The sequence below is a fragment of the Flavobacterium bernardetii genome (assembly GCF_011305415.1).
In the GTDB taxonomy this organism is placed as follows: Bacteria; Bacteroidota; Bacteroidia; order Flavobacteriales; family Flavobacteriaceae; genus Flavobacterium; species Flavobacterium bernardetii.
Map to the genome: position 1 here is coordinate 290,625 of NZ_JAANOQ010000001.1, position 23,607 is coordinate 314,231.

Annotated in this window: 30 protein-coding genes; 14 read left to right on the top strand and 16 right to left on the bottom strand. The window is 28.2% G+C overall.

The annotated features are described in order from the left end of the window. Positions 1 to 10: 10 nt before the first annotated feature. The 4 genes from G6N05_RS01415 to G6N05_RS01430 are packed head-to-tail and all read left to right on the top strand — an operon-like array spanning position 11 to position 3,960. Positions 11 to 979 carry a hypothetical protein gene (locus G6N05_RS01415; protein ID WP_166124781.1) on the top strand — a complete coding sequence of 323 codons (969 nt, stop codon included), beginning with the start codon at positions 11 to 13 and terminating at the stop codon, positions 977 to 979. Beyond that, complete coding sequence (locus G6N05_RS01420; RefSeq protein WP_166124782.1) at positions 969 to 1,784, top strand: glycosyltransferase; 816 nt, start codon at positions 969 to 971, stop codon at positions 1,782 to 1,784. Before G6N05_RS01415 ends, G6N05_RS01420 begins: the two co-directional genes overlap by 11 nt. An 8-nt stretch (positions 1,785 to 1,792) precedes the next feature. Beyond that, positions 1,793 to 2,941, top strand: a complete 1,149-nt coding sequence (locus G6N05_RS01425; protein WP_166124783.1) for a glycosyltransferase family 4 protein — start codon at positions 1,793 to 1,795, stop codon at positions 2,939 to 2,941. Between the two features lie 5 nt (positions 2,942 to 2,946). Next, entirely contained in the window at positions 2,947 to 3,960 is a 1,014-nt protein-coding gene (locus G6N05_RS01430) for a glycosyltransferase family 2 protein (RefSeq protein WP_166124784.1), read from the top strand. Positions 3,961 to 3,966: 6 nt separating this feature from the next. Here the strand turns inward: G6N05_RS01430 and G6N05_RS01435 are convergent, their stop codons facing one another. Then, positions 3,967 to 4,929 (bottom strand): glycosyltransferase, encoded by a 963-nt coding sequence (locus G6N05_RS01435; protein ID WP_166124785.1) that lies wholly within the window; start codon positions 4,927 to 4,929, stop codon positions 3,967 to 3,969. Positions 4,930 to 5,115: 186 nt separating this feature from the next. Next, a complete protein-coding gene (locus G6N05_RS01440) occupies positions 5,116 to 6,282 on the bottom strand; it encodes a glycosyltransferase (protein WP_166124786.1) in 1,167 nt (388 codons plus the stop codon). A gap of 93 nt (positions 6,283 to 6,375) precedes the next feature. Between G6N05_RS01440 and G6N05_RS01445 the strand changes: the two genes are divergently transcribed. The 8 genes from G6N05_RS01445 (at position 6,376) to G6N05_RS01480 (ending at position 12,729) form a co-directional block, all read left to right on the top strand. Next, positions 6,376 to 7,440, top strand: coding sequence for a DegT/DnrJ/EryC1/StrS family aminotransferase (locus G6N05_RS01445; RefSeq protein ID WP_166124787.1), 1,065 nt, complete (start codon positions 6,376 to 6,378; stop codon positions 7,438 to 7,440). 3 nt (positions 7,441 to 7,443) lie between these two features. Further along, the gene (locus G6N05_RS01450) at positions 7,444 to 8,088 is read left to right on the top strand and encodes an acetyltransferase (protein ID WP_166124788.1); all 645 of its coding nucleotides are present in this window, start codon (positions 7,444 to 7,446) and stop codon (positions 8,086 to 8,088) included. Then, positions 8,082 to 8,714: an acetyltransferase gene (locus tag G6N05_RS01455; protein WP_166124789.1), complete on the top strand. Its 633-nt coding sequence runs from the start codon at positions 8,082 to 8,084 to the stop codon at positions 8,712 to 8,714. The genes G6N05_RS01450 and G6N05_RS01455 overlap by 7 nt, the downstream gene beginning before the upstream one ends. Positions 8,715 to 8,721: 7 nt before the next feature. Next, on the top strand, positions 8,722 to 9,288 hold the full coding sequence (locus G6N05_RS01460; protein ID WP_166124790.1) for an L-threonylcarbamoyladenylate synthase: 567 nt from the start codon (positions 8,722 to 8,724) through the stop codon (positions 9,286 to 9,288). Positions 9,289 to 9,372: 84 nt separating this feature from the next. Then, complete coding sequence (locus G6N05_RS01465; protein WP_166124791.1) at positions 9,373 to 9,747, top strand: GxxExxY protein; 375 nt, start codon at positions 9,373 to 9,375, stop codon at positions 9,745 to 9,747. 98 nt (positions 9,748 to 9,845) lie between these two features. After that, entirely contained in the window at positions 9,846 to 11,261 is a 1,416-nt protein-coding gene (locus G6N05_RS01470) for a CCA tRNA nucleotidyltransferase (RefSeq protein ID WP_166124792.1), read from the top strand. Between the two features lie 6 nt (positions 11,262 to 11,267). Next, the gene (locus G6N05_RS01475; RefSeq protein WP_166124793.1) at positions 11,268 to 11,648 is read left to right on the top strand and encodes a hypothetical protein; all 381 of its coding nucleotides are present in this window, start codon (positions 11,268 to 11,270) and stop codon (positions 11,646 to 11,648) included. Between the two features lie 61 nt (positions 11,649 to 11,709). Further along, complete coding sequence (locus tag G6N05_RS01480) at positions 11,710 to 12,729, top strand: COX15/CtaA family protein (protein WP_166124794.1); 1,020 nt, start codon at positions 11,710 to 11,712, stop codon at positions 12,727 to 12,729. A 75-nt stretch (positions 12,730 to 12,804) separates the two neighbouring features. Here G6N05_RS01480 and G6N05_RS01485 read toward each other — a convergent pair whose 3' ends face one another. Beyond that, positions 12,805 to 13,398 (bottom strand): thioredoxin family protein, encoded by a 594-nt coding sequence (locus G6N05_RS01485; RefSeq protein ID WP_166124795.1) that lies wholly within the window; start codon positions 13,396 to 13,398, stop codon positions 12,805 to 12,807. 7 nt (positions 13,399 to 13,405) lie between these two features. Further along, positions 13,406 to 13,891 carry a TlpA family protein disulfide reductase gene (locus G6N05_RS01490; RefSeq protein ID WP_166124796.1) on the bottom strand — a complete coding sequence of 162 codons (486 nt, stop codon included), beginning with the start codon at positions 13,889 to 13,891 and terminating at the stop codon, positions 13,406 to 13,408. A gap of 142 nt (positions 13,892 to 14,033) precedes the next feature. Here G6N05_RS01490 and G6N05_RS01495 point away from each other — a divergent pair, with 142 nt between their 5' ends. Further along, positions 14,034 to 14,810, top strand: a complete 777-nt coding sequence (locus tag G6N05_RS01495; protein ID WP_166124797.1) for a CDP-alcohol phosphatidyltransferase family protein — start codon at positions 14,034 to 14,036, stop codon at positions 14,808 to 14,810. Here G6N05_RS01495 and G6N05_RS01500 read toward each other — a convergent pair. The 8 genes from G6N05_RS01500 to G6N05_RS01535 form a co-directional block, all read right to left on the bottom strand. Further along, complete coding sequence (locus G6N05_RS01500; RefSeq protein WP_166124798.1) at positions 14,807 to 15,559, bottom strand: LytR/AlgR family response regulator transcription factor; 753 nt, start codon at positions 15,557 to 15,559, stop codon at positions 14,807 to 14,809. The two genes, G6N05_RS01495 and G6N05_RS01500, sit on opposite strands and share 4 nt — an antisense overlap. A gap of 49 nt (positions 15,560 to 15,608) precedes the next feature. Further along, entirely contained in the window at positions 15,609 to 15,923 is a 315-nt protein-coding gene (locus G6N05_RS01505; RefSeq protein ID WP_166124799.1) for a 2TM domain-containing protein, read from the bottom strand. Between the two features lie 60 nt (positions 15,924 to 15,983). After that, the gene (locus G6N05_RS01510) at positions 15,984 to 16,271 is read right to left on the bottom strand and encodes a 2TM domain-containing protein (protein WP_166124800.1); all 288 of its coding nucleotides are present in this window, start codon (positions 16,269 to 16,271) and stop codon (positions 15,984 to 15,986) included. Between the two features lie 15 nt (positions 16,272 to 16,286). Further along, positions 16,287 to 16,592 (bottom strand): 2TM domain-containing protein, encoded by a 306-nt coding sequence (locus tag G6N05_RS01515; RefSeq protein ID WP_166124801.1) that lies wholly within the window; start codon positions 16,590 to 16,592, stop codon positions 16,287 to 16,289. Positions 16,593 to 16,594: 2 nt separating this feature from the next. Next, positions 16,595 to 17,932, bottom strand: coding sequence for a 2TM domain-containing protein (locus G6N05_RS01520; RefSeq protein WP_166125416.1), 1,338 nt, complete (start codon positions 17,930 to 17,932; stop codon positions 16,595 to 16,597). A gap of 41 nt (positions 17,933 to 17,973) precedes the next feature. Next, positions 17,974 to 18,597: a hypothetical protein gene (locus G6N05_RS01525; RefSeq protein WP_166124802.1), complete on the bottom strand. Its 624-nt coding sequence runs from the start codon at positions 18,595 to 18,597 to the stop codon at positions 17,974 to 17,976. Positions 18,598 to 18,960: 363 nt separating this feature from the next. After that, positions 18,961 to 19,572: a cupin domain-containing protein gene (locus G6N05_RS01530; protein ID WP_166124803.1), complete on the bottom strand. Its 612-nt coding sequence runs from the start codon at positions 19,570 to 19,572 to the stop codon at positions 18,961 to 18,963. Continuing rightward, positions 19,573 to 20,130, bottom strand: a complete 558-nt coding sequence (locus G6N05_RS01535; RefSeq protein WP_205729723.1) for an RNA polymerase sigma factor — start codon at positions 20,128 to 20,130, stop codon at positions 19,573 to 19,575. A gap of 109 nt (positions 20,131 to 20,239) precedes the next feature. Here G6N05_RS01535 and G6N05_RS01540 point away from each other — a divergent pair, with 109 nt between their 5' ends. Beyond that, a complete protein-coding gene (locus tag G6N05_RS01540; RefSeq protein ID WP_166124804.1) occupies positions 20,240 to 20,542 on the top strand; it encodes an antibiotic biosynthesis monooxygenase family protein in 303 nt (100 codons plus the stop codon). A 5-nt stretch (positions 20,543 to 20,547) separates the two neighbouring features. Here G6N05_RS01540 and G6N05_RS01545 read toward each other — a convergent pair whose 3' ends face one another. The 4 genes from G6N05_RS01545 to G6N05_RS01560 are packed head-to-tail and all read right to left on the bottom strand — an operon-like array spanning position 20,548 to position 23,274. After that, positions 20,548 to 21,516 carry a hypothetical protein gene (locus G6N05_RS01545; protein ID WP_166124805.1) on the bottom strand — a complete coding sequence of 323 codons (969 nt, stop codon included), beginning with the start codon at positions 21,514 to 21,516 and terminating at the stop codon, positions 20,548 to 20,550. Between the two features lie 52 nt (positions 21,517 to 21,568). Next, the gene (locus G6N05_RS01550) at positions 21,569 to 22,108 is read right to left on the bottom strand and encodes a hypothetical protein (RefSeq protein ID WP_166124806.1); all 540 of its coding nucleotides are present in this window, start codon (positions 22,106 to 22,108) and stop codon (positions 21,569 to 21,571) included. 11 nt (positions 22,109 to 22,119) lie between these two features. Then, positions 22,120 to 22,908, bottom strand: coding sequence for a PhzF family phenazine biosynthesis protein (locus G6N05_RS01555; RefSeq protein ID WP_166124807.1), 789 nt, complete (start codon positions 22,906 to 22,908; stop codon positions 22,120 to 22,122). Between the two features lie 54 nt (positions 22,909 to 22,962). Next, positions 22,963 to 23,274, bottom strand: coding sequence for a hypothetical protein (locus G6N05_RS01560; RefSeq protein WP_166124808.1), 312 nt, complete (start codon positions 23,272 to 23,274; stop codon positions 22,963 to 22,965). Positions 23,275 to 23,607 lie beyond the last annotated feature (333 nt).

Consider the following 23,607-nt stretch of genomic DNA (forward strand, 5'->3'; position numbering starts at 1 on the left):
GGAACCATCTATGAAACAGAAAATTTGCGTAATCAGTTTTGATCATTGGAATTATGATAAGCATATTGTAACTGCTTTAAATGAATATGGAGTAGATAGTTTTCATATAAAAATTGGAAATTTTAAATATAAAAATACTTGGGAACGCATTCAAAATACTTTTAGTAAAGTTTTTTTAGGCAAAAATCCAAAGCTTAAAAAACGTCAAGATTATATTCTTGAAATGTTAAAAGAAAAAGGACATCAAAATCAAATTTTAGTAATTAATCCGGAATTAATTGACAAAGAATACCATCTTGAAATTAAAAAATCTACAGATAAATATATCGCATATCTTTATGATAGTGTTTCTAGATGTCCTGTAAAACATTTGTTAGACGGCATTTTTGATGAAATATTTTCATTTGATAAAATCGATATTTCAACTTATGGTTTTTCGCCAATTACCAATTATATTTATTTTGATAAACCAGCAATTATAAACAAACCAAAACAAAATTTCATTTACATCGGTTCTATTGATAATAGATTAACATATTTGAACGATTTTGGAGAGCATTTAAAAAAGCAAAAACAATCGTTTAAATTTTATGCTATTGGAAAAAAAGCATTCGTGAATCAATTGAAACAACTATTTTTAGGAAAAAATAAAAATATAATTTTCAAGAAGAACAGATTCAATCAAAACGAAACCTTACAAATGTATAATGAAAGTGAAACTATTGTAGATTTAGTAAGAGATAACCAATCGGGTTTAAGTTTCCGAATTTTTGAAGCGATTGGTTTGCAAAAAAACGTCATTACAAACAATAAATCAATTGAAACGTATGATATTTTTGAAGCCCATAAAATTAAAGTGATTTCAGATACAAGTAAAAATATTGTTTTTTCTGATGCAGTTTACCCAGAAAATATAATTAAAAAATATCATATTAGAAATTGGATAGTAACTGTTTTTAATCTTAATTATGACAAATAAAAAATTAGTTTCAATTATAGTTCCGTGTTATAATAATGAATCTACAATTAAAGAAACTATATATTCGATATTAGAACAAACCTATGAAAATATTGAAGTAATTATAGTAAATGATGGTTCTAAAGATAATTCTGAAAGTATAATTAATAAAATAACTTCTGAAAATAAGTCCGTTTCTTCGATATTGCAAGAAAACAGCGGACCTTCTTATTCTAGAAACCAAGGTGCTTTAGCAGCGAATGGATTTTACTTAGTTTTTATTGACGCGGATGATGTTATTTATAAAAATTTTATTGAAGAATATGTTGCAGCATTCGAACAAAATAGTGACTTACAATTAGTATATTCAAGAGCAGAATTTTTTGGAGACAAAAAAGGAGAGTGGATATTACCAGAATATAACTTGAAAAATTTCATAAGCGAAAATTGCATTCCAATTTTTGCCATGACTAAAAGAGAAGAGTTTTTGAAAGCTGGAATGTTCGATTCTAAATTAAAATATTTAGAAGATTGGGATCTTTGGATTACTATTACGAAAAGTAAAAATTCAGTATTTAGAATTCCTAAAATTTTATATAAATACAGAAAAATTAAGAATTCTAAATCGTTAACGACTTTAAATAAAGTTGATGATGTTCAAGATGCATCAAGATTGTATATTTACAATAAGCATTATAGTTTTTTTAAAGAAAATGAGTTTAGTATTTCTAATTTAATGAAGCAAAATACTGATGCTGTAAAGTATAAAAACAAGTACAATAACATTTGGTATAGAAAACTGTTTAAAAAAATTTTTAAAAAATAAAACAACCTATGGCGTTGAATTATAGATGGGATTATGTCAAGTTTCTCTTTGAAAGTAAGCATAAAACAAACATTCAAAATACAGAAATTTTCTTTTTCTTCCCTTTTTATCACATTGGAGGTGCCGAAAGAGTGCATATTGATATATTAAAAGTTTTCAAGGAGTTTCATCCAATTTGTTTTATTACTGAAAAATCTAAAGACCATTTTAAAGATGAATTTGAAAGTTTAGCCACTTTAATTCATTTAAGAAAGTTGTCTAAAAAGAAGTTTAAAGCTTTCTTTTTAAAGAAGATAGCAAAGCAAATTAATGCTAAAGCAAATCCAATTATTTTTGGTTGCAATTCATTACTTTTTTATGATTTGATTCCCTATTTAGATAAGCATGTGAAAATTATAGATTTAATTCATGCGTTTTCTGATAACGAAAGTTGGGCTGCAGAAATTTATAGCTTGCCTTATGTTTCCAGAATTAACAAGAGAGTTGTTTTAGGAAATAAAACAAAAAATGATTTTATAAATTTATATCAAACTAAAAACATAAATAGCGATTTGAATGAAAATATTGTTATTATTAATAACAAAGTATCAATTCCTGAAAGTTATGATAAACAGTTTAATGACAATTTAGTGGTGTTATTTGTTGGTAGAGATAGCGGTGAAAAAAGACCAGGAATTTTTATTGAAATTGCAAGAAAAATGCTCGAAATAAAGAAGGAATTAAGATTTAAATTAATTGGTGATTTTTCAAATTTCAAGAAAGATATTTTACTTGAAAATGTGGAATTTGTTGATGAAATTAAAGAAAAGCAACTACTTATTGAGCAGTATAAAAACGGTGATGTTATTATGATTACTTCAAGACGTGAAGGCTTGCCAATGGTAATTCTTGAAGGTATGGCGTACGGAATGGTTCCATTGTCTACGAATGTTGGAGAAATTCCATCGTTGATAAATGAAGAAAATAACAATGGGATTTTAATAAATAACAATCAAGACGATAGAAAAATAATTGATGATTTTGTTGCCGAACTTATTGCGTTAAACTCAAATAAAACCAGAGTAATCGAATTAAGTAAAAACGCTTATAATTCAATAAAAGAAGTCTATTCTGAAGAAGAATATGTGAGAAAATATAAAGAATTATTTTTCAATTAAAAGAAATGGAAATAGGATCAAATAAAAATATGGAAGTAACAGTATTTATGCCAGTTTATAATGGTAGTGAATATTTAAAAGAATCTATTTCTAGTGTTTTATCACAAACCTATTCTCAATTTGAATTGCTAATTATTAATGATGCTTCTACAGATTCTAGTGTACAAATTATTGAGTCTTTTAATGATAGTAGAATTAAATTACTTCACAACGAAACCAATTTAGGCATAAATAAAACTAGAAATAGAGGCTTGCATGAAGCTAAAACCAAGTTTTTAGCAGTTTTAGATTGTGATGATATAGCAGATTCTAGAAGATTAGAATATCAAGTTAAGTTTCTTAAAGTAAATTTATCATACGCAGCATGTGGATCAGATGCAAATGTCATTAACGAAAAAAGTGAAATAATTGGTGCCATTACTCACGCAAAAGAGCATGATGATATTGTAGCAAATTTACTTTTTGCTAATCAGTTTGTACATTCATCAGTACTATTCGATTTAGAAAAAATTAAAGCAATTGGCGAATATAGAACAGATATTTTATCTGAAGATTATGAATTTTTATTCAGAATCTCTCAACAATTTAAAGTAGCGAATCTTCCTTATAAATTAGTAGATTATAGAAACCACAGTGCTAGTGTTTCCAAAACCAAATTGGAAAAAATGAATTTTTCTGAAATGGCAATTTTAAAAGATATTTATTCACAATTCGATTTAGATTCTAACTTGTTAGAAATTCCACATACTTTTTTTACCTATGATATTAGCACAATAAAAAAGGAAAATATTAGTCTTTTTTTTGAATCGATTCTTAATGCAAATAGTAAAAAACAATTGTTTCCAGAAAAGATATTCAACAAAATAGTATTAAATAAATGGATTGAAATTGTTGTGAAATCAAAATCAAAACCAGTTTTAAATAGTTTGCTGCAAAATCAATTGTTTTCCTACAGTGAACTAAATTGGCAACAACTTAGAAGAATTTTAAAATTAAAGTTTAAGCTTGTTTTTGCTTAGTATTAATTACTTTTTTGATTTAAATAGTCTTGTAAAAGTGTAAAGCACAAATTTTAAATTCAATTTTATTTTTTTAGTAAACTTTGCTTCAGAAATATAAAATTGAATGCATTCTTTATGATCATTGTTTAACTTAATATTTGATTTGTAAATTTTTAATACTTCAAAAGCTGCATCTTGTAACAATTCGAATTCAATTTTATAAATGTTCTTAGTTCTCGATTCAGGAATTTTTTCAATTATTTCTTTTAAGTTTTTATAGGAAGAGTAACGTTGAAAGAAAAACGGTTGCATAGAATAAACACCACCTTCATGTAATCTGTAAACTGCTGTTTCGTAATTTAAAAATGCACCATTTCCTTTGCTTAATAATACAGAATACAAAGTATTGTCCTTAATGTTTTTAAATGTTTTTAAAAATTCAACATCAACAGCATCTTTTCTAAACATACATGTTAACGAATAGGTACAATATGGACCAAATGCATTTTCAAAATTCATTGAATATTCTTTAGGTAATATTTCGTTAAAATTATTTTTAAAGAATTGATCACCTTTAATGTTTTCAAAATCAGTCCAACAAACTGAATAATCATTATTTTTTTCTAAAAAATCAACTTGTTTTTGCAGTTTTAAGTCATCAATCCAATAATCATCACCTTCACAAAGCGCAATGTATTTACCTTTCGCAGCGGGAAAAGTATAGTATGACCAAATGTTTGTTATTTTTGAATATTTATTTTCTTTTTGATAAATTGGTATAATTAAGTTAGGATATTTTTTATGATATTTTTCAATAATATCTTTTGTTCCATCGGTAGAAGCATCTTCATGTATTATTATTTCAAAGGGAAAATTAGTTTTCTGAAATAAAAAACTTTGTATAGTACTTTCAATAAAATTTTCATGATTGTATGTCTGACAAATAATAGATACAATTGGAGTGTCATTTACTATTTTTTGCGCCAAAATATTTGCGTTTTGTTCTAAAGTCAAAATTATATGATTTAAATTTAATAAGTTTTTTCAATTTAATAACCAGCTTTTCAGATATATAAATAATCATACAAAACTAAAAGACATAAAAAAGATACTGATATGCGACTAAAATTTAATATCATGAGGAAATTAATTTTTTAAAAAATCATTAAAGTATTAATCTATATTTCGGGTATAAATTGTGCTTATTTTTTTTATAAAAGTTGTAGAACCAAATTTTAATTTGATATCTTCGGAGTTTTTTTCAGTGTCAAAGACTAATTTTTTATTATATATTTTTAGGATATTTTCGGCAATTTCTTCAGGATTTTTTATTGGACAGATGATTCCATTTTCTGGTGTAATCATTTCTAAAACACCACCAGAGTTTGTTGAAATAACAGGTACTCCACATGCTAATGCTTCTAAAACGGAAACACCAAATGTTTCACACAAACTAGTTGATATAAATACTGTAGAAGTTTTTAGTTCATTAGCAACTTCATATTTTGTAGCGAGTTTTATAATATCTATTTTAATGTTTTTTAAACCTAAAGATTTTGTTAATTGGCTAACTATTTGTTCATTATCTCCACCCCAACAATCACATCCAATCCAAGTAAATTGAATTTCTGAAAATATATTTTTATCAACAATTGTTAAAGCTTCTAATAAATTTTCATAGTTTTTTATAGGGGTATAAGCGCCAACCGTAATAATTTTAAAAGAATAATCCTCTGTTTTTTTTGAATATGAAAAGCATTTTTCGTCGAAAGTATTACCTAATTTATTAAAATCAAAAAATAAGCCATTACTGGCGAATTGCCTAATTAAATCATCACTAACCACTAATTTTTCCGAAGCATTTGCAATTACTTTTTGTAATAACTTGTCTTTTTTTCTTGGTAAACCTTTTAAATTTAGTTGATTGTGTTCCGTAAAAATATAAGGAATATTGAAATTTTTATTTAATTTATAACACCAGAATCCTGCGTCAAATAAGGATTGCGCATGACATAAATTTATGGGTTTGTCAATCTTTTTAAGGAAACTTTTTTGCGCTTTTTTCTCGATAGCTTTTTGAAATAAAAATTTTCTAAAGAAATATATTTCAGGATAATTTACTTCGAAAACTGGAATTTTATTTTCAGTAAAATACGTGTTTGTTTTTATAGAAAAACTCGCTTTTTTTCTTTTACTAAACCCAAATTTGTAAGGTTTAAAATACACTAAATGAACATGAAAATTATCCTTTACCAATTCGGCTTGTTCCACAAAAAATGAACCAACTCCTTTTGGAATATCCAACCAAGAACAAATTATTGCAATATTTTTTTTCTGCATTTAGTGTAAATTATCACACAAAATTAGTTAATTTATTTTGATTTTTACCAATAGTTTAATTTTAATAGTATTTTTGTAACTTAATGAATTGATATGATAAACGTAACGAAAACATTTTTACCTACAATTGAAGCTTATCAATCGTATCTTAACAGAGCATGGGAAAAAGTTTGGCTAACTAACAGAGGTGAATTAACCTTAGAGTTAGAACATAAAATTAAAGAAACTTATAAAATAAATAATATTATCATTACTAATAATGGTACAATTCCTTTACAAATTGCACTGAAATTATTAGGAAATCAAGGAGAAATTATTACCACTCCATTTTCATATGTTGCTACAACTTCAGCAATTATTTGGGAAAATTGTAAGCCCGTTTTTGTAGACATTCATCCGGAGTATTTATCTATTGATGAAACAAAAATAGAAGCAGCAATTACACCAAAAACAACAGCTATTTTAGCAACTCATGTTTTTGGAAATCCATGTCATGTTGATGCTATTGAAAAAATAGCGAAAAAACATAATTTATCAGTTATTTATGATGCGGCACATTGTTTTGGCGTAACGTATAATAAAAATTCAATTTTTAATTATGGAGATGTAAGTACTTGTAGTTTTCATGCTACTAAAATATTTCATACAGGTGAAGGTGGTGCAATGTTTTGCAATGATAAGGATTTATATCATAAGCTTTTTTATAGTCATAATTTTGGGCATAATGGTCCTTTAGATTTTCATGGCTTAGGAATCAACGCTAAAATTTCTGAATTACAATCTGCTATGGGATTAGCTGTTTTTGATAATTTAGAACATATTTTTAGTGAACGAAAAAAAATAGTAGAATTTTATCTGAATAATTTAAATTTTGATACACTTACTACTATGAAAATTAGAGAAAATACAGAATGGAATTATAGTTATTTCCCAGTAATTTTTAATTCAGAAGAAGAATTATTAAAAGTACAACAGAATCTTAATGAAGCAGAAATTTTCCCAAGAAGATATTTTTATCCTTCTTTAAATACTATTGATTTTGTAAATGGAGAAACCATGCCAATTTCTGAATCTATAGCTTCAAGAGTATTATGTTTGCCATTATACGTAGGTTTAACAGAAACAGAATTGCAATTAATTGTTAATTTAATCAATTAGAATATGATAATTTTAGGAGCCAGCGGGCACGCAAAAGAAGTATTTGATATTTGTGAGAATACTGAAAACGTGTATTTCTTTGATAATGTTACAAGTTATGAAAAACCAATTTTGTTTGACAAAAAAATAATTCAAAGCTTTGATGAACTGCTTAATGTTGTTGCTAAAAAAGATTTTATTTTAGGTTTAGGTGGAGTTACACATCGCTATAAATTATATCAAAAATTTGTTGGTTTTGGTTTTTCTCCACATGCGATTATTGCCAAAAATGCTCAAGTGAGTTCTTCTGCAAATTTGGGTAAAGGATTGAATATTATGAGTTTTGTATTTATTGGTCCAGATTCTAAAATTGGAAAAGGTTCCTTGATAAATGCTCATGTTTCGGTTCATCATGATGTTGTAATTGGCGATTTTGTGGAAGTTTCTCCTGGCGCAAAAATATTAGGAAATTGTACAATTGGAACTTTTTCTACAATCGGAACAAATGCTACAATTCTTCCCAAAGTAAGAATCGGAAAAAATGTAATTGTTGCGGCTGGAGCAGTTGTTACAGCTGATGTTCCAGATAATTGTATGGTGGCAGGAGTTCCTGCACAAATTAAAAAACAATTAAAACAAATCACAGAAATAATTAATAGTATATGCTAGTAATTGGAGCTAAAGGATTTGCGAAAGAAATGCTTGAAATTTTGCATCAAAATAACAATTTAAAAGATTTAGTTTTTTATGATGATGTGAATAGTGATATTGAGGATAAATTATTTGGAAATTTTGAAGTTTTAAAAAAACCAGAAGATGCAATTAATTATTTTAAAAATGTTTCAAAAGAATTTGTAATTGGAAACCCTTTACTAAGATATAAATTAACTCAAAAATTTATTGGATTTGGTGGAGAGTTAACTTCTGTAATAAGTCCATTCGCTAAAATCGGATTTTATGGAATTGAAATTGGTAATGGGGCAAATGTTTTAACTGATGCAATTATCACATCAAATATAAAAATTGGAACAGCTTGTTTAATAAATAAACAAGTAATGATTGGACATGATGTTGTTATAGGTGATTTTGTCGAATTGACACCAGGTGCTAAAATTGGAGGTCACTGTAAAATTGGAAGTTTTACTTTTGTTGGAATGAATGCCATAATTCTTCCGAAAATAAAACTTGGGAAAAATGTTGTTGTCGCTTCAGGTGCAGTTGTTACAGCAGATGTTCCTGATAATTGCATGGTTGCTGGAGTTCCACACATATTAAAAAACAAATTAAACCTTTAGATATATAATGGACATCAATACTGAAATTCATAACGCCTTCGAAGTCATTAAAAATGGGGGAATTATCCTTTATCCAACTGATACCGTTTGGGGAATTGGTTGCGATGCTTCAAACGAAGAAGCAGTTGCGAAAATATATGCCTTAAAACAACGCGAAGAAAGTAAAAGCATGATTTGCTTAATGAATGGCGAAAAAATGATGTACAACGTTTTTGCAAAAATTCCAGAAGTAGCTTGGGAAATTTTGGATAATTCTGAAAGACCAACCACTTTGATTTTAGATCAACCCAAAAATGTAGCAAAGAATATTATTGCAGAAGATAATACATTAGGAATTCGTTTAGTAAAAGAACCTTTTTGCTTCAAATTAATGGAAAGAATGAAACGACCTTTAGTTTCTACTTCTGCTAATATTTCCGGACAACCAACTCCTATGAATTTCAAAGAAATTTCTCCAGAAATTATAAAAGGAGTCGACTATGTTGTAAATTTGCACCGCGATAAAGTTTGTAAAAAACCATCAGCAATTATTAAATTAACATTGGATAGTCAGGTTAAAGTGATTAGACGATGAGACAATTAGTCAATTGACAATTGGTTAGTATTATAAACGAATTAAGAATAAAATATAAGCCACGAATTCACGAATTAAAAGTTAATGTCAAATATAATTTATAAAGGCGAAAGCTATAAATTAATGGGTATCTTGTTTGATATTCATTCAAATTTAGGAAAAGGATTTTCTGAAATTGTTTATAAAGATGCAATTGAATACGAATTAGAAAAATCTTTGATTTTTTTCGAAAGAGAAAAAGAATATAGTGTGAAGTACAAAGACATACTTTTGAAGCATAAGTTTTATGCTGATTTTATAATATTTGATAAAATCATTTTAGAAATCAAATGTTGTAATTCAATTTCTGATTCGCACATTGCGCAAGCAATGAATTATTTAAAAGTATCAAATAATAAATTAGCAATTATAGTTAACTTTAATAATGATTCTTTAGAATACAAAAGAATTGTTTTGTAGTATTTTAAAATTCGAAATTTGCAAAGCAAATAATATATAATTAAAAATCATTCGTGAATTCGTGGCCATAAAACATTGAATTTCCGTCATAAAACATAATGAATTACAAACAACATTTAGAAAATAAAATTTTCAATATAATATCAGAAGCCGCAAAAGAACTTAACCTAGAAAGTTATGTCATTGGCGGTTTTGTTCGTGATATTTTATTAGAAAGAAATCATAAAAAAGATATCGATATTGTTGCTGTTGGTAGCGGTATCGAATTAGCACTAAAAGTTTCTGAGTTATTACCAAATAAACCCAAAGTTCAAGTTTTTAAAAACTACGGAACAGCGATGTTGCGTTATAAAGAAATGGATATTGAATTTGTTGGTGCGAGAAAAGAATCATATACGCACGATAGTAGAAATCCAGTTGTTGAAGACGGAACGTTAAAAGACGATCAAGAACGCCGTGATTTCACTATTAACGCCATGGCTTTTTCATTAAATTCGGAAAATTTTGGAGATTTAGTTGATCCATTTAATGGTGTTTCCGATTTGGAAAATAAAGTCTTAAAAACGCCTTTAAATCCTGATATTACGTATTCGGACGATCCTTTACGAATGATGCGTGCGATTCGTTTTGCTTCACAATTAAATTTTGAAATTGAAAGCGATTCTTTGGCATCCATCACTAAAAATAAAGATAGAATTACCATAATTTCAGGAGAAAGAATTGTAGATGAATTAAACAAGATTCTATCTTCTGAAAAACCATCAATTGGCTTTTTGCATTTATTTAAAACAGGATTACTTGATATTATTTTACCGGAATTAACAGCGTTGAATAATGTGGAAGAAGTTGAAGGTCATACACACAAAAATAACTTTTATCACACGTTAGAAGTGGTGGATAATATTTGTCCGAATACAGATGATGTTTGGTTACGTTGGTCGGCATTGTTGCACGATATCGGAAAAGCACCAACGAAGAAATTCAATAAAAAACAAGGTTGGACATTTCACGGACATGAGTTTTTAGGTGGAAAAATGGTAAAGAAAATCTTTGAAAGATTACACATGCCATTAAACCAGAAAATGAAATTCGTACAGAAAATGGTGATGATGAGTTCTCGTCCAATTGTTTTGGCAGAAGATATTGTAACTGATTCAGCAGTAAGACGTTTGGTTTTTGATGCCGGTGAAGATGTAGAAAACTTAATGACGTTGTGCGAAGCCGATATCACTACAAAAAACAGCAAGAAGTTTCAAAAATACCATAATAACTTTAAAATTGTTCGTCAGAAAATTGTTGAAGTAGAGGAGAAGGATAGAGTGAGAGTTTTTCAACCACCTATTTCTGGAGAAGAAATTATGGAAATTTTCAATTTGAAACCGTGTAGAGAAATTGGTGTATTAAAAGAAGCCGTGAAAGAAGCTATTTTAGAAGGAGAAATTCCAAATGAATACCAACCCGCTCTAGATTTTGTAATGAAAAGAGCTGAGAAATTAGGGTTGAAGAAAAAGTAATATTGTATGGATTTCTTTGGAGTATTTTGTTTAGCTGTTTTAGTTTTTATGGTGATATTTGCGAATATTTTATTTAGACGTAAGCTTAGTATTAAAAAAATAAAGGATAAAAAAATAAAAATATATTATTTAATTATTTCAATTATTTCTTTACCAATTGCACTAGTTATTGTTTATAATTTTCAATTAGCAATTGAGGACTTTTTTAATATTAAATTATTAAATATTAATGATATTAGAATAATTATTAGAATGTATATTTTAACTTCTATTGTTATTATTTATGCATTTTTACATTTTTTTATAGATAAATTATTTTTAAAAAAAATCATAAAAAAAAGTAAGATAGAAGAATATAATGAAATTGGGAAACTAATTGATTATTAACGATTGTTTAGTAAGAATATTTCAATTTTGAGCGTATTTTTACACTATAAATTTTTTAAAAATGAATCAAAATAAATCGGTCATTTATTGGCTACTTTCAGGTTGTGTTTTACTATTTATAATGGTTACTGTTGGAGGAATTACTCGACTAACCAATTCAGGATTGTCAATGACAGATTGGCATTTAGTAACAGATACTTTTCCACCTTTAACAGATGAAAAATGGCAAGCTGCTTTTGAAGAATACAAGAAATTTCCAGAATATCAAAAAATCAATATTCATAACGATTTTCAATTAAGCGATTATAAGTTTATTTACTTTTGGGAATGGTTTCACCGTTTTATTGGTCGAATTATTGGTTTGGTTTTCATTGTGCCGTTTGTATACTTTTTAATTAAGAAAAAACTAAATTCTGAAACGATTAAAAAATGTATCATTCTTTTAGGAATGGGCGCGTTTCAAGGATTTTTAGGTTGGTTTATGGTGAAAAGTGGCTTAATTGATAATCCAGATGTGAGTCATTTCCGACTTTCATTACACTTAACTTTTGCTTTCATTACGTTTGCTTACACACTTTGGGTAGCTTTAGATATTATTTATCCAACAAAAAATGAAGTGATTCTTCCTTTAAGAAAAATGGCTAGAATAGCTCTTGTGTTTTTAATCATTCAAATTATTTATGGCGGATTTGTGGCAGGATTAAATGCGGGATTAATTCACAATCATTGGCCATTAATGAGCGACGGACAGTTGCTTCACGAAAGTGTAATTTTAGAAAAAGATTCGTGGTTACTTAGATTAACTGAAGGTAAAAGCGGTGTACAATTTGTACACAGAACAATGGCGTATGTTGTAGTGGGATTAATCTTGTTTTTATATTTCAAAAGTAAAAAATTCTCACTTTCTAATCAGCAGCAAAACGGATTGAATTTATTGGTAATTATTGTGTTTTTGCAATTTTTATTAGGTGTTTTCACACTTTTATTTAGCGTGCCACTTTGGTTAGGATTAACACATCAAATCATGGCTTTTATTTTATTAGCAACAATGACGTATACTTTACATAGATTTAGTAAATAGAATAGTTTATTTTGAAACAAATAAAAAAGGCGTAAAATATCATAATTTCACGCCTTTTTTAATTTTTTGAGATTTTTATTTTTTTACTTTAATCGTGCAACCAATTGCTTTTGTTACCGGAACAGTTGGGTCTTTTCCTTTTTCTAATTCTGCAATCGCATTTTCTAAATAGTGTTCTTTTACAGCAGAAGCATCTTCTACATTGTCATCAATCGCACCAATGTATTTTACAATTAAATTTTTATCTAATAAAAATACGTGTGGCGTTTTTGTTGCACCATATTGTGGATAAATTTTTTGTCCTTCATCAAATAAATATGGGAAAGTGAAGCCTTTTTCTTTTGCTCTAACTTTCATTAAGTCATAACTATCATCTGGTGCTGCAGCTGGATCATTTGGGTTAATTGCCAATAAAATATACCCTTTCGATTTGTATTTTTTTGCTAATTCGATAACTCGATCTTCATATTTAACTGCAAACGGACAATGGTTACAAGTAAAAACCACAATAAACCCTTTTGCGTCTTTATAATCTGACATGCTGTACATTTTTCCATCTACAGATTTTAGTTTAAAATCGGTAGCTTTATCACCTGGCTGGTAACCAGAAGTGCTGGTAAAACTCATTAAAATTAACGTAAGTAATGTTAAAATTCCAAATTTCTTCATAATATATTTATTTAGTTATTGATTGGTTTACGAATGTATTTAGTTCTTCAAAGCTTGAAAAATCGTTTTCTACAAATACTTTTTTATCCTGATTAATTATCAATGTCGCCGGAATAGAACCAGACCAATTTTTATCGATTTTCGGAAGCCAACTGTTATAATCTTTATCCGCCAAGTAAATTGAAGTTGAAGTGTATTTTATCTTTTTTAAGAAGGGTTTCAGTTTGCTTTCAACTTGTTTTTCAAAGTCTAAACTCACCAAAATTACTTTTACGTTTGCGTTTTCTTGATTTAATTTTTCAAAATAAGGTAACTCTTTTACACATGGCGCGCACCAAGTTGCCCAAAAATTGATAACCAATGGTTTCGAATTATTTTCCTTTATATAAGTGCTTAATTCATCAAAAGTTTTAAATGTAATTAAGTCTTGTCCTTTTACCGTGTTGATAAATGAAAATGTAAATAGAAAAAGGAATAGTAAACGTGCTTTCATAAAAGTTAGATATAGTTACGAATTTAATAATTTATGCACTACTTTACATACAGATTAACATAACATTATAATTATACAAATTTAAATATAGTTATATTTGCAGTCTGACTATATTGTCGCATTTTCGTGATTACCCGTTTTAATGTCTAAACTCGCAGCGCAGGATAAATTTTTAGATTTATCAGATTATGGAAGATCTTTTGGTAAATTTTTAGCCAATCTTTTAAAAAATACTCGTTTTACACCCATTCACGTTACTTTATTATTTGGAATTTCTGGATTAATTGCCATTTTTTGTATTTTAAATGGGAATTACTTTTTGGCAGGATTTTTCATCGTTTTAAAATCAGGAATTGATGCCGCTGATGGAGAATTAGCTCGATTAAAAAACACGCCTTCTTATTCTGGAAGATATTTAGATAGTGTGTTTGATATCATCTTAAATTTCCTATTTTTTATGGCTATTTGCTATGTTTCTGAAAGTACGATTTGGTTTTCGATACTAGCATTTATTGGCATTCAATTGCAAGGAACTTTATATAATTATTACTATGTGATTTTAAGAAATAAATTGGTGGGCGGTGATACAACCAGTAAAGTTTTCGAATATAAAACTCCGAAAGCCTTACCTGGAGAAAGTCAAAAATCAGTAAATATTTTATTTAAAATTTACACTATTGTGTATGGTGCTTTTGATAGAATTATTCACTTTTTAGACCAAGATGCGTATAAAGCAAACTCGTTTCCCAATTGGTTTATGACTTTAGTTTCTGTTTATGGATTAGGTTTTCAATTGCTTATCATTGCTGTAATGTTACCATTAGGCTATTTGCAATTTATCGTACCGTTTTTTATTCTTTTCACTCTGCCAATTATCGTTTTAATTGGAATTAGAAAATATGTTTTAGTGAGTAATTAATCAATCCACGTTTTAAAATCTGAAACTTTTTCTCGGGCAACAATTACTTCATCATCTTTATAAGTTGGTAAAATAATTTTTAATCGCGAATTCGAATACATTTGAATTTCTTTAACGGAATGCAACGGAATAATGAATTTTCGACTAATTCTGAAAAACTGATTCGGATCCAATTCTCTTTCAATAACTTCTAATGAGTTGTCAATTAAATAGTTTCTGTTGTCCAAAGTATGAATGTAAGTGCCTTTATTTTCACTGTAAATGCATTCAATTTCATCAATAGTAACAACCTTTAATTGTGTTCCAATTTTCACCGAAAATCGTTTTTTATATTCCTTTTCCGCTGGATTGACCAACATACGTTTTATCGCTTCAAAATCTAATGAAATATTTTGAGAAGTAGTTCTAGCTTTAAATTTATTAACTGCAATTTCTAAATCGTCTTCATCAATCGGTTTCAATAAATAATCGATACTATTCAGTTTGAAAGCGCGCAAGGCATATTCATCATAAGCTGTTGTGAAAATCACAGCACTTTTGATATCAATCGCTTCAAAAATTTCAAAAGACAAACCATCTGACAATTGAATGTCGAGGAAAATTAAATCAGGATGTATATTGTTTTGAAACCAAGCAATTGATTCTTCTACAGAATGAAGCATATGATTGACTTCTAATCCCATTTTTTCCACTTTACGTTGTAACAATCGTGCAGCTGGTTTTTCGTCTTCAACTATTATAATATTCATATTTTATTTTTTATTGGCATATTGACTCATTGAAAATTGACAAATTGATTTATTGCCACATTTCTTTATTTTGTTTCTCTTTATCCATCAATTCTTTGATTTTACGCTCTTCCCAATTTTCGCCCATTATCCAACCTGGCATAAAAACAGATAATCCGTGAGATAATAAACCAATTCCCCAAAAGAAGGCCGTTAAGAAATTTTTAAATTGAAAATAGCTTTCACCCTCTTTTAAATCATTTATGTTTAAAAATACAATCATAATATTTACTAGCAAATATACTACAGCATGAGAATAGAACCCTTTAATTTTTTTGACTCTTTTTAAAGCTTCCTGATATTTTATTTCTTCTTGAGTTGTCATAATTTTATAGTTTTAGTTTAATTTCTTAAATCTGTGTTTAAAAATATTGAATTTTGATAATTATTTTTTCTTATCCATCATCTCTTTAATCTTTCTTTCTTCCCAATCTTTTCCAATAAAAGGAATAGAATCAAATGCTTTTATTCCATGAAAAACTAAACCAATTCCCCAGAAAAAAGGAACTTTGAAAGCATGCCATACATTTTCTCCTGGATCAATATTTTGTGTTTTTTTAATGACAATGTAAGTGTTCACTAGAATAAAAACGATTAAGTGAGTATAGAAACTTTTAATTCTTTTTACTCGTTTTTGAGCTTCCTGATATTTTAATTCTTCTTGAGTTGTCATAACTTTAATATTTTATTATTGAAATTTGTTTTTCTTTTGATTTTCTTCTTCTATAAATTCTTGAATCTTTTTTTCTTCCCAATCTTTACCAAAGAAAGGAACCCAATTAAATGTTTTTGAAGCATGACCAAATACTCCAAATCCCCAACCAACAGCAGACCAAATAACCCAAATGTATTCTGGAGTGTATTTTAAGTTAATGTAAGTCAGTACACTTATAGCTAAAATGTAAACCGTTAAGTGACTGTAAAAACCTTTAATTTCTTTAACCTTTTTTCTTGCTTTTTGATATCTTTCGTATTCTTGATTTGTATTTTCCATGATTACTTCCAATTTTTGTTACTGTCTTTATCTTTATTCAAGATTTCTCTAATTTTCTTTTCTTCCCAAGCTTTACCGTAACCAAATGTCTCCGCTGCGTGTATCGTTAAACCAAATCCCCAACCTAACATTGGAAACCAAAACCACTGAAAGTCAGATGTTCTTATATTGATAAACATCAGTAAAGGTATAACACAACAATATGATATTAGATTTCCATAAAACCCTTTTAATTTCTCAACACGTTCTTTTGCTCTTACATAAGACATGTTTTCTGATTCGATAACTTTTGTATCTATAGAGATAATTTGTTTGGTAAGAATTGGTAACTTGACTTTAAATATGACTTCCGATTCTTGTATGATTACGTTTCGCTTGGTTAAAATAGCATAACGACTTACAATGTTTTGCAATCCAACACCTTTTCTATCTTGTAAAACTTCTTTTATTTGTTTGTTGTTTTCGATGATTAATTCGTTCTCTTCAATATAAATTTTAATGTGTAATGGCTTTTTCTCACTCACAATATTGTGTTTGATACAATTTTCTAACAACAATTGTAAAGAAAGCGGAACCACTTTTGCTTCGTCATTCTCAAATTCTGGAACTTCGAAAGTAATACTGTTTTCAAAACGCATTTTTAATAAATTCATGTATGTTTTAGCGAACTTCAATTCTTCTTCAACAGAAACCAATTCTTTGTCTTTTTGTTCTAAAACATAACGATAGACTTTTGACAACGATGTGGTGAATTTCTGAGCAGCTTCCGGATTTTCTTCAATTAATGAACTCAATACATTTAAACTATTGAATAAAAAATGTGGATCAATTTGATTTTTCAAACTTTCGAATTGAGCTGAAGCCGAACTCGCAATTATTTTTTGTTCTTTAACTTTACTTTCATTGTACGCTTTGTAAAAATAAAAAGCATGAAAAGCTAGTGAAACAATCAAAGTGATTATAATTGAAACCAAGTAATTCGACATGGTTTCGTTACTTAAAAACTCTGAAAAAGAGCGTTGTTCTATAATTACATCTTCAAAAACACGAAGAAGGAAAATCACTAAAATCGAAACTAAAAATGAGGATACAAAACCGATAATAATTCTTTTGCGCGTAAATCTTTCAGCTTGAAAAACTTTATCCAAATAGATGAATAACAAAGCATTAGCAAAATATAATGTGAATCCGTACAACATTACATACCCAAAATTTGTCAATAAATCGCGATTAAAATGTATAGTGTGTCCTGTAATAAATCGTATTAATAACAATACAAAAAATATTGATATGGCGATTATTGTGGCTCTCGGAACTTCTTTTATTAATTTATTTATCATCATTTTTGAGTTTCAAAATTTATAAAAAGCGTTTTGTGTAATTATTTACAACTTTCTGCTTCTTGTTTTGCTCTTTCAATTCCCCAAGTTGGGTGAAAAGGTGTTTCAGGCTTAAAATTAGCAAATAAATTGATAGATGCTTTTATTTTTTCACACATTGGCGCTGTATCACCTCCAAAATATTCGGCACCACCTTTTTCAAAACTAGCTTTATTGAAAACTACTCTCGGGTTTTCAGGTGCTATTTTCTCAGCTTTTCCGTATAAAAATAATACATCGCCATATAATTTTTGTCCGTTTGTCATTGGGTCATACACAATCCAAGCCGTGTGAATCATCGCTTGCATTACTAATACTTCTGCATTTTCTGAAGCTAAAGTATTATTTTCATCTTGTGCTTTTTGAGCCGCTTCTAATAACGTTTTCATTTTAGTTTTGTCTTTTTCTCCAAAAGCTTGAAAGGTGTTAATCGCTGCGATATAATAATTAGGTAACCAATTTGTTTTTTCTACCGATGCAATTCTTTCAAATTGAGCAATAGCTTCTGTGTTTTTGCCTTCGCCCCATAATTTTAAAGCGCTTCCCATTCCTTTTTCAAATTGAGTTTGTGCCGATGCTACAAAACTTACTAATACCAATGCTACTGTTGTGACTAATTTTACCATGATTTCTAAATTTTAATTGTTCAATCTGAACTCGTTTCAGATTCTATTATTTATAATTCTTGTTTTTTGATGAAGCAAAGTTGCACAAGAAAGTTCAGCTATGAAATTTAAAACTACCGAATTGTAATTTTTTATGGATGAATTGTAGTTTGAGCTGGAAGTTGGAAGATGGGAGATGTAAGATGGAATTTGGGAGATTGAAGATGGAAGTTGGGAGAAGGAAGTTGGGTGATGGAAGTTAGAAGTTGGGAGAAGGAAGTTGGAACCGTGAAATCTTTAATTATAACAGTTGTAATGTATTTTTTAGAAATCAATTATAAAAAAACGCTCAAAATCCGTTGACTTTGAGCGTTTATATTTTTACTAAGCTGCTACTCGTTGTAAAATCACTTTACAAGGTGTTATTGAAGTTACTTTTACATCATGATCTATATGCAGTGGTATAGACAAATAATCTCCAGGAACGAGATGATGTACTTTATCTCCAATTGTAATATCACAAGTGCCTTCTACAATTAAAAAGTGTTCCATTTCATTCGTGTGTTCCTCCGGTGGTGCGCCATATTTCAACCATACAATTAAAGTTTTTGCTTCTGGTGTTGCTGAAATAATTTTGGCATGTAAGGCATCATAATCATCTGGTGCTTGCATGTTGTCGCGTTTTAACCAAGTGTCAAAATCTTCAATTTTACTATTTTTATTTAACATGGGTGTATTGGCAACTTCTTCACCATTTTGTAATCTTTCTGTATAATGAATAGTAGCCATAATCCATTCTTTAGTGGCTGGAGAAATTTCAGGAGCAATTTCTGCTGCATATCCATTTAAAGCAAGTTCTATGGATTCAATCTCATTTTTAATTGCAATATGGAGTGAAGCTAAATTACTAATTTCAATATTTTCTTCGTCAGATGTCATACCTAAAACGTATAACTCCAATATACCTGAGTCTATATATTTTTCTATTGGATCCATTTATTGTACTTGTGCTTTTTCTTTTAATAGTTCTCTCAAAATAAGCAATGCTTTTCTCATTTTCGTTTTTACTGTTCCTAAAGGAATATTCAATTCTTTACTTATTTCTTGTTGTGTATATCCTTTGTAATAAGCATGCTGGATTAGTAATAAGTTTTCACTAGTTAATTTTTCAACTACTCCTATTAAACCAATAGTGTCTGATGAAAAATTCTCAGTAAACAATTCATTTAGTTCATATACGTTATTTGATATGTTTCGGTTTTGATTTTTGTTGTTTTTAGATCTTTTAAAATCAATAGCAGCATTTCGGGCAATGTTTATCATCCAAGTGAAAAGTCGGCCTTTACTGCTGTCATAATTATCAAAACTATTCCAAATTTTAATAAAAGTATTTTGAGTCAAAACTTCCGTTTCTTCATAATCACCTATAATAGCATAAATTATTCCAAATAATGCCTTGGAATAAGTATCGTATAAATAGGAAAAAGCTTTTTGGTCTCTATTTTTAATTAAAACCACTAATTCATCCTGATGATATTTTATTTTTTCTTTCAAATTAATTGTTATATTTAAAAAACGTACTTATTTTTAGTTAAGATTTTATTTTAAGTAAATATATTAAAATTTCTCTTAGAATAAATATCATTTCATAATATAACAGCCTATGCAAACACCTTACTACGCCGTAATATTCACTTCTAAACGAACGGAATTAGATGATAATTATGCTGAAATGGCACTGAAAATGGAAACCTTAGCCAAACTACAATCTGGGTTTTTAGGTGTGGAATCGGCACGAAATGAAATTGGAATTACCGTTTCGTATTGGGAAAGTTTAGAAGCAATTGCGAATTGGAAACAAAATTTAGATCATTTAGATGCGCAATTTTTAGGCCGACAAAGATGGTATGAAAATTATGTGGTTAGAATTGCGAAGGTAGAGAAGGAGTATGGGTTTGAGAAGTAAAGATTCTAATTTGTCTGCATTTCCTTAAAGAAGAATTTAATTACTTCAAGATTTACGTCTGATGTTGTCCAATGTCCTACATTTTCATACGTTTTAAAGATAGAAGTGATTTTGTTTTTGTTGTAATTTTCTTGACATTTCAAATAACGTTCTTGAACTATTTTGCCTAAATTAGTATTGATTATGTTGCGTTCTTCATCGCTGTAAGCATCATCAAATTGTACGGCATCATTTTCATCCAATTTTCCCATATAGATGAATTTTGGAATGTTTTTGAACGTATTGATATCAAACTTTTTATCAAATATTTTAGTAAAATCATTAATTCCGATTGGATAATTAAGTTTTACATTGTTGATTTTCTTTTCAGGAAGCATTAATTCTCCGTTAAAACCTCCAATAGCTAAAGCTTTTATCATTTCTGGATGAATAAATGAAAAACGATTAGTAAAAGTTCCAGAAGCTGAAAAGCCATTCATAAATATTTTAGAATCTACTTCAATATTCATTGTAGTTAATATTGTTTTTGCATCTTTAATCATTTCTATTAATTGTAAATCTAATCGTTTTAATTCAGTAGAATTTTCCATGATCACATCTCTATCTAAAGCATGAGTATAAGTCAACGGTTGATACGCTGGTCTAGGGAAAATTGGAACTAATAAAGGAATTTTCAGCATCGTAGAAACATTATTTCCAACTGAACTCACAGATGCTAAATCAATAGCGTATGCTTTGTGTAACTGAATACTGTCGGAGATTTTTCCAGTATTGTTGGGTTCTACAAGTAAAAAAGTTTTTTTATTTATTGGTGTTCCTTTTGGAATAAACAAAATGTATTCATGATGAAATCCTTTTTCTGTATTTTTTGGAATAATAAGTAAACTGTCTTTTTTAAAGATTTCTATTTTAGATTCTTGAGCAAAAGAAAAGAAACAAGTAAGTATAAAAATGTAGCTATATATAAAACGCATAATACTATTTTTTTCTTCATCTGACGATTGAATATTGTATTTGTTACAATTATTACCGTTTTGAATTGTGATTTGGTATAAAAGGTAAATACAAACTACATAAAAAGTCTTCTTTGTTTATTATTCCATAAATATATAGAATCGTTATAGTTTTTGAAATCTTTGTTTTGGTTAAAATTTGAAATAGTTTTTCTTTAAAATTATAAAATGAAGTTTCAAATTGATTTAATTCTGCCGTTTTTTTATTAATTTGTTCTGAAATATAAATCTCAGAAACTGACTTTTTGTTTTTCTGAATGATGAATTTATTATTGAAGTTAGGCATAACTAATGGCTTTTTACCATAAATATGTTTTTCGCCATTTAATGTGTCAATATTATATTCTAAAAATAATTTATTGATGCTGTTTTTTTCTTGTTTTGTGAAATTCACCTTTCCTTTAAAGTCATTATACCAATCTATTTCAATATCGCCGTTTTCTAAATTTAGAGTATAATTTTGATTTGAAATGATAACATCCAAATTATCAACAGATTTGTTTTCACAGTTTATGATAAGGAAAAATGATGAAAGAATAATTAATTTTTTCATTTGGTTTTTGTTTACTCAATCCAAAAATTACCAATAGAATACGTTCTCGCTTGGCCGCTAATTATTACTCTATTTTCTTTATTTGTACAATTTAAATTTCCAATTCTTTCAGATAATTGCATAGCTTTAAGTTCATTCTTTTGTAAACGATTTGCCCAAAACGGAATTAAAGAACAATGTGCAGAACCCGTAACTGGATCTTCTAAAATTGTGGCTTGAGGAGTGAAAAATCTAGAAACGAAATCGCAATTATTTCCTTTTGCAGTTACAATTACGCCACCAGGACCTAAATTAATTTGGTCGAAAAATTGTCTGTATATTTCTATTTGTTTGATGTCTTCCTCAGACTCATATACTAAAACATAATCTCTAGATTTATAGACTTCTTTAGGCTGAATATTTAGCGATTTTGAAATTACTTCTGGTAAATCGTTTTCAATTGGCATTCTAGAAGGAAAATCTAAAAAATAAAAATCATTTTCAGCATTCACAGTTAAGTCGCCGCTTAAGGTTTCAAAAATTATAGTATTACTTGGATATTTAAGTATCGCTTTTAAACAATGTGCTGTGGCTAAAGTCGCATGACCACATAAATCCATTTCTAAATCTGGTGTAAACCAACGTAAATGTATCTTTTCTCCTTTATTCACAAAAAAAGCAGTTTCTGCTACAGCATTTTCTTTTGCGATTTGTAAAAGGATTTCGTCTGGTAACCATTCCGTTAATGGCACAACACAAGCTGGATTTCCACCAAAAATTTTATTGGTAAAAGCATCTATTTGATATAATTCAAGTTTCATATGTTTTACAAGTTTTAAATTGCTTAAAGCAAATCCATATTATCTTTTTTTTTATTAATCTTGTCCTTCAATTGTAATATCTAAATGTTCACTTTCAATTCCAAAACTGAGAAAAATGTCGATAGCTGTATCTTCGCCAGAAACAATTAATAGTTTATATTTATTTTTTTTATTTGAAAATTCCACATCTTCGATGGCATTAATTCTAATGGTCATTGCAAGTGATTCGTTAAAAGGTACGTTAATAAACCAATTTTCTTGTATTGTTCCTTCTAGTATTTGCCCAATAATATAAAATTCATTTCTACTTCTTATAGCAAAACTATCGATTGCCTTAAATAGTCCTTGTCTAACTTTTGTATTCATTTTAGATTTTTAAATTGCTCAAAGTTGGGAGACTTTCGCATCTGTTTTTATTTTTTAATTATCTTCTTTGTTATTATTCCGATACTAAAAGTTGAAATAATAGTTATAAATAAAATTCCTCTGTAATTTATATTATTATGATGATAGAGTATAACTCCATTTTCTTTTTTTGGAAACTGAACAGTTATTCTAATAAATTCACTTTCGACATAACAATAAAGACAATAAAAACCTATGATACTGATAATGTATAACAAAGCTAGTTTTAGTTTTATGATATTTGAAGTTAAGTTTTTGGTTAAAAAAAAATAACTTATTGGTATTAAAGTCAAA

Excerpts from the sequence above, each read along its gene's own strand:
- G6N05_RS01415 (WP_166124781.1), top strand. The coding sequence starts at position 11 with ATGAAACAGAAAATTTGCGTAATCAGTTTTGATCATTGGAATTATGAT.
- G6N05_RS01420 (WP_166124782.1), top strand. The coding sequence starts at position 969 with ATGACAAATAAAAAATTAGTTTCAATTATAGTTCCGTGTTATAATAAT.
- G6N05_RS01425 (WP_166124783.1), top strand. The coding sequence starts at position 1,793 with ATGGCGTTGAATTATAGATGGGATTATGTCAAGTTTCTCTTTGAAAGT.
- G6N05_RS01430 (WP_166124784.1), top strand. The coding sequence starts at position 2,947 with ATGGAAATAGGATCAAATAAAAATATGGAAGTAACAGTATTTATGCCA.
- G6N05_RS01440 (WP_166124786.1), bottom strand. The coding sequence starts at position 6,282 with ATGCAGAAAAAAAATATTGCAATAATTTGTTCTTGGTTGGATATTCCA.
- G6N05_RS01445 (WP_166124787.1), top strand. The coding sequence starts at position 6,376 with ATGATAAACGTAACGAAAACATTTTTACCTACAATTGAAGCTTATCAA.
- G6N05_RS01450 (WP_166124788.1), top strand. The coding sequence starts at position 7,444 with ATGATAATTTTAGGAGCCAGCGGGCACGCAAAAGAAGTATTTGATATT.
- G6N05_RS01455 (WP_166124789.1), top strand. The coding sequence starts at position 8,082 with ATGCTAGTAATTGGAGCTAAAGGATTTGCGAAAGAAATGCTTGAAATT.
- G6N05_RS01460 (WP_166124790.1), top strand. The coding sequence starts at position 8,722 with ATGGACATCAATACTGAAATTCATAACGCCTTCGAAGTCATTAAAAAT.
- G6N05_RS01465 (WP_166124791.1), top strand. The coding sequence starts at position 9,373 with ATGTCAAATATAATTTATAAAGGCGAAAGCTATAAATTAATGGGTATC.
- G6N05_RS01470 (WP_166124792.1), top strand. The coding sequence starts at position 9,846 with ATGAATTACAAACAACATTTAGAAAATAAAATTTTCAATATAATATCA.
- G6N05_RS01475 (WP_166124793.1), top strand. The coding sequence starts at position 11,268 with ATGGATTTCTTTGGAGTATTTTGTTTAGCTGTTTTAGTTTTTATGGTG.
- G6N05_RS01480 (WP_166124794.1), top strand. The coding sequence starts at position 11,710 with ATGAATCAAAATAAATCGGTCATTTATTGGCTACTTTCAGGTTGTGTT.
- G6N05_RS01485 (WP_166124795.1), bottom strand. The coding sequence starts at position 13,398 with ATGAAGAAATTTGGAATTTTAACATTACTTACGTTAATTTTAATGAGT.
- G6N05_RS01490 (WP_166124796.1), bottom strand. The coding sequence starts at position 13,891 with ATGAAAGCACGTTTACTATTCCTTTTTCTATTTACATTTTCATTTATC.
- G6N05_RS01495 (WP_166124797.1), top strand. The coding sequence starts at position 14,034 with ATGTCTAAACTCGCAGCGCAGGATAAATTTTTAGATTTATCAGATTAT.
- G6N05_RS01500 (WP_166124798.1), bottom strand. The coding sequence starts at position 15,559 with ATGAATATTATAATAGTTGAAGACGAAAAACCAGCTGCACGATTGTTA.
- G6N05_RS01505 (WP_166124799.1), bottom strand. The coding sequence starts at position 15,923 with ATGACAACTCAAGAAGAAATAAAATATCAGGAAGCTTTAAAAAGAGTC.
- G6N05_RS01510 (WP_166124800.1), bottom strand. The coding sequence starts at position 16,271 with ATGACAACTCAAGAAGAATTAAAATATCAGGAAGCTCAAAAACGAGTA.
- G6N05_RS01515 (WP_166124801.1), bottom strand. The coding sequence starts at position 16,592 with ATGGAAAATACAAATCAAGAATACGAAAGATATCAAAAAGCAAGAAAA.
- G6N05_RS01520 (WP_166125416.1), bottom strand. The coding sequence starts at position 17,932 with ATGATAAATAAATTAATAAAAGAAGTTCCGAGAGCCACAATAATCGCC.
- G6N05_RS01525 (WP_166124802.1), bottom strand. The coding sequence starts at position 18,597 with ATGGTAAAATTAGTCACAACAGTAGCATTGGTATTAGTAAGTTTTGTA.
- G6N05_RS01530 (WP_166124803.1), bottom strand. The coding sequence starts at position 19,572 with ATGGATCCAATAGAAAAATATATAGACTCAGGTATATTGGAGTTATAC.
- G6N05_RS01540 (WP_166124804.1), top strand. The coding sequence starts at position 20,240 with ATGCAAACACCTTACTACGCCGTAATATTCACTTCTAAACGAACGGAA.
- G6N05_RS01545 (WP_166124805.1), bottom strand. The coding sequence starts at position 21,516 with ATGCGTTTTATATATAGCTACATTTTTATACTTACTTGTTTCTTTTCT.
- G6N05_RS01550 (WP_166124806.1), bottom strand. The coding sequence starts at position 22,108 with ATGAAAAAATTAATTATTCTTTCATCATTTTTCCTTATCATAAACTGT.
- G6N05_RS01555 (WP_166124807.1), bottom strand. The coding sequence starts at position 22,908 with ATGAAACTTGAATTATATCAAATAGATGCTTTTACCAATAAAATTTTT.
- G6N05_RS01560 (WP_166124808.1), bottom strand. The coding sequence starts at position 23,274 with ATGAATACAAAAGTTAGACAAGGACTATTTAAGGCAATCGATAGTTTT.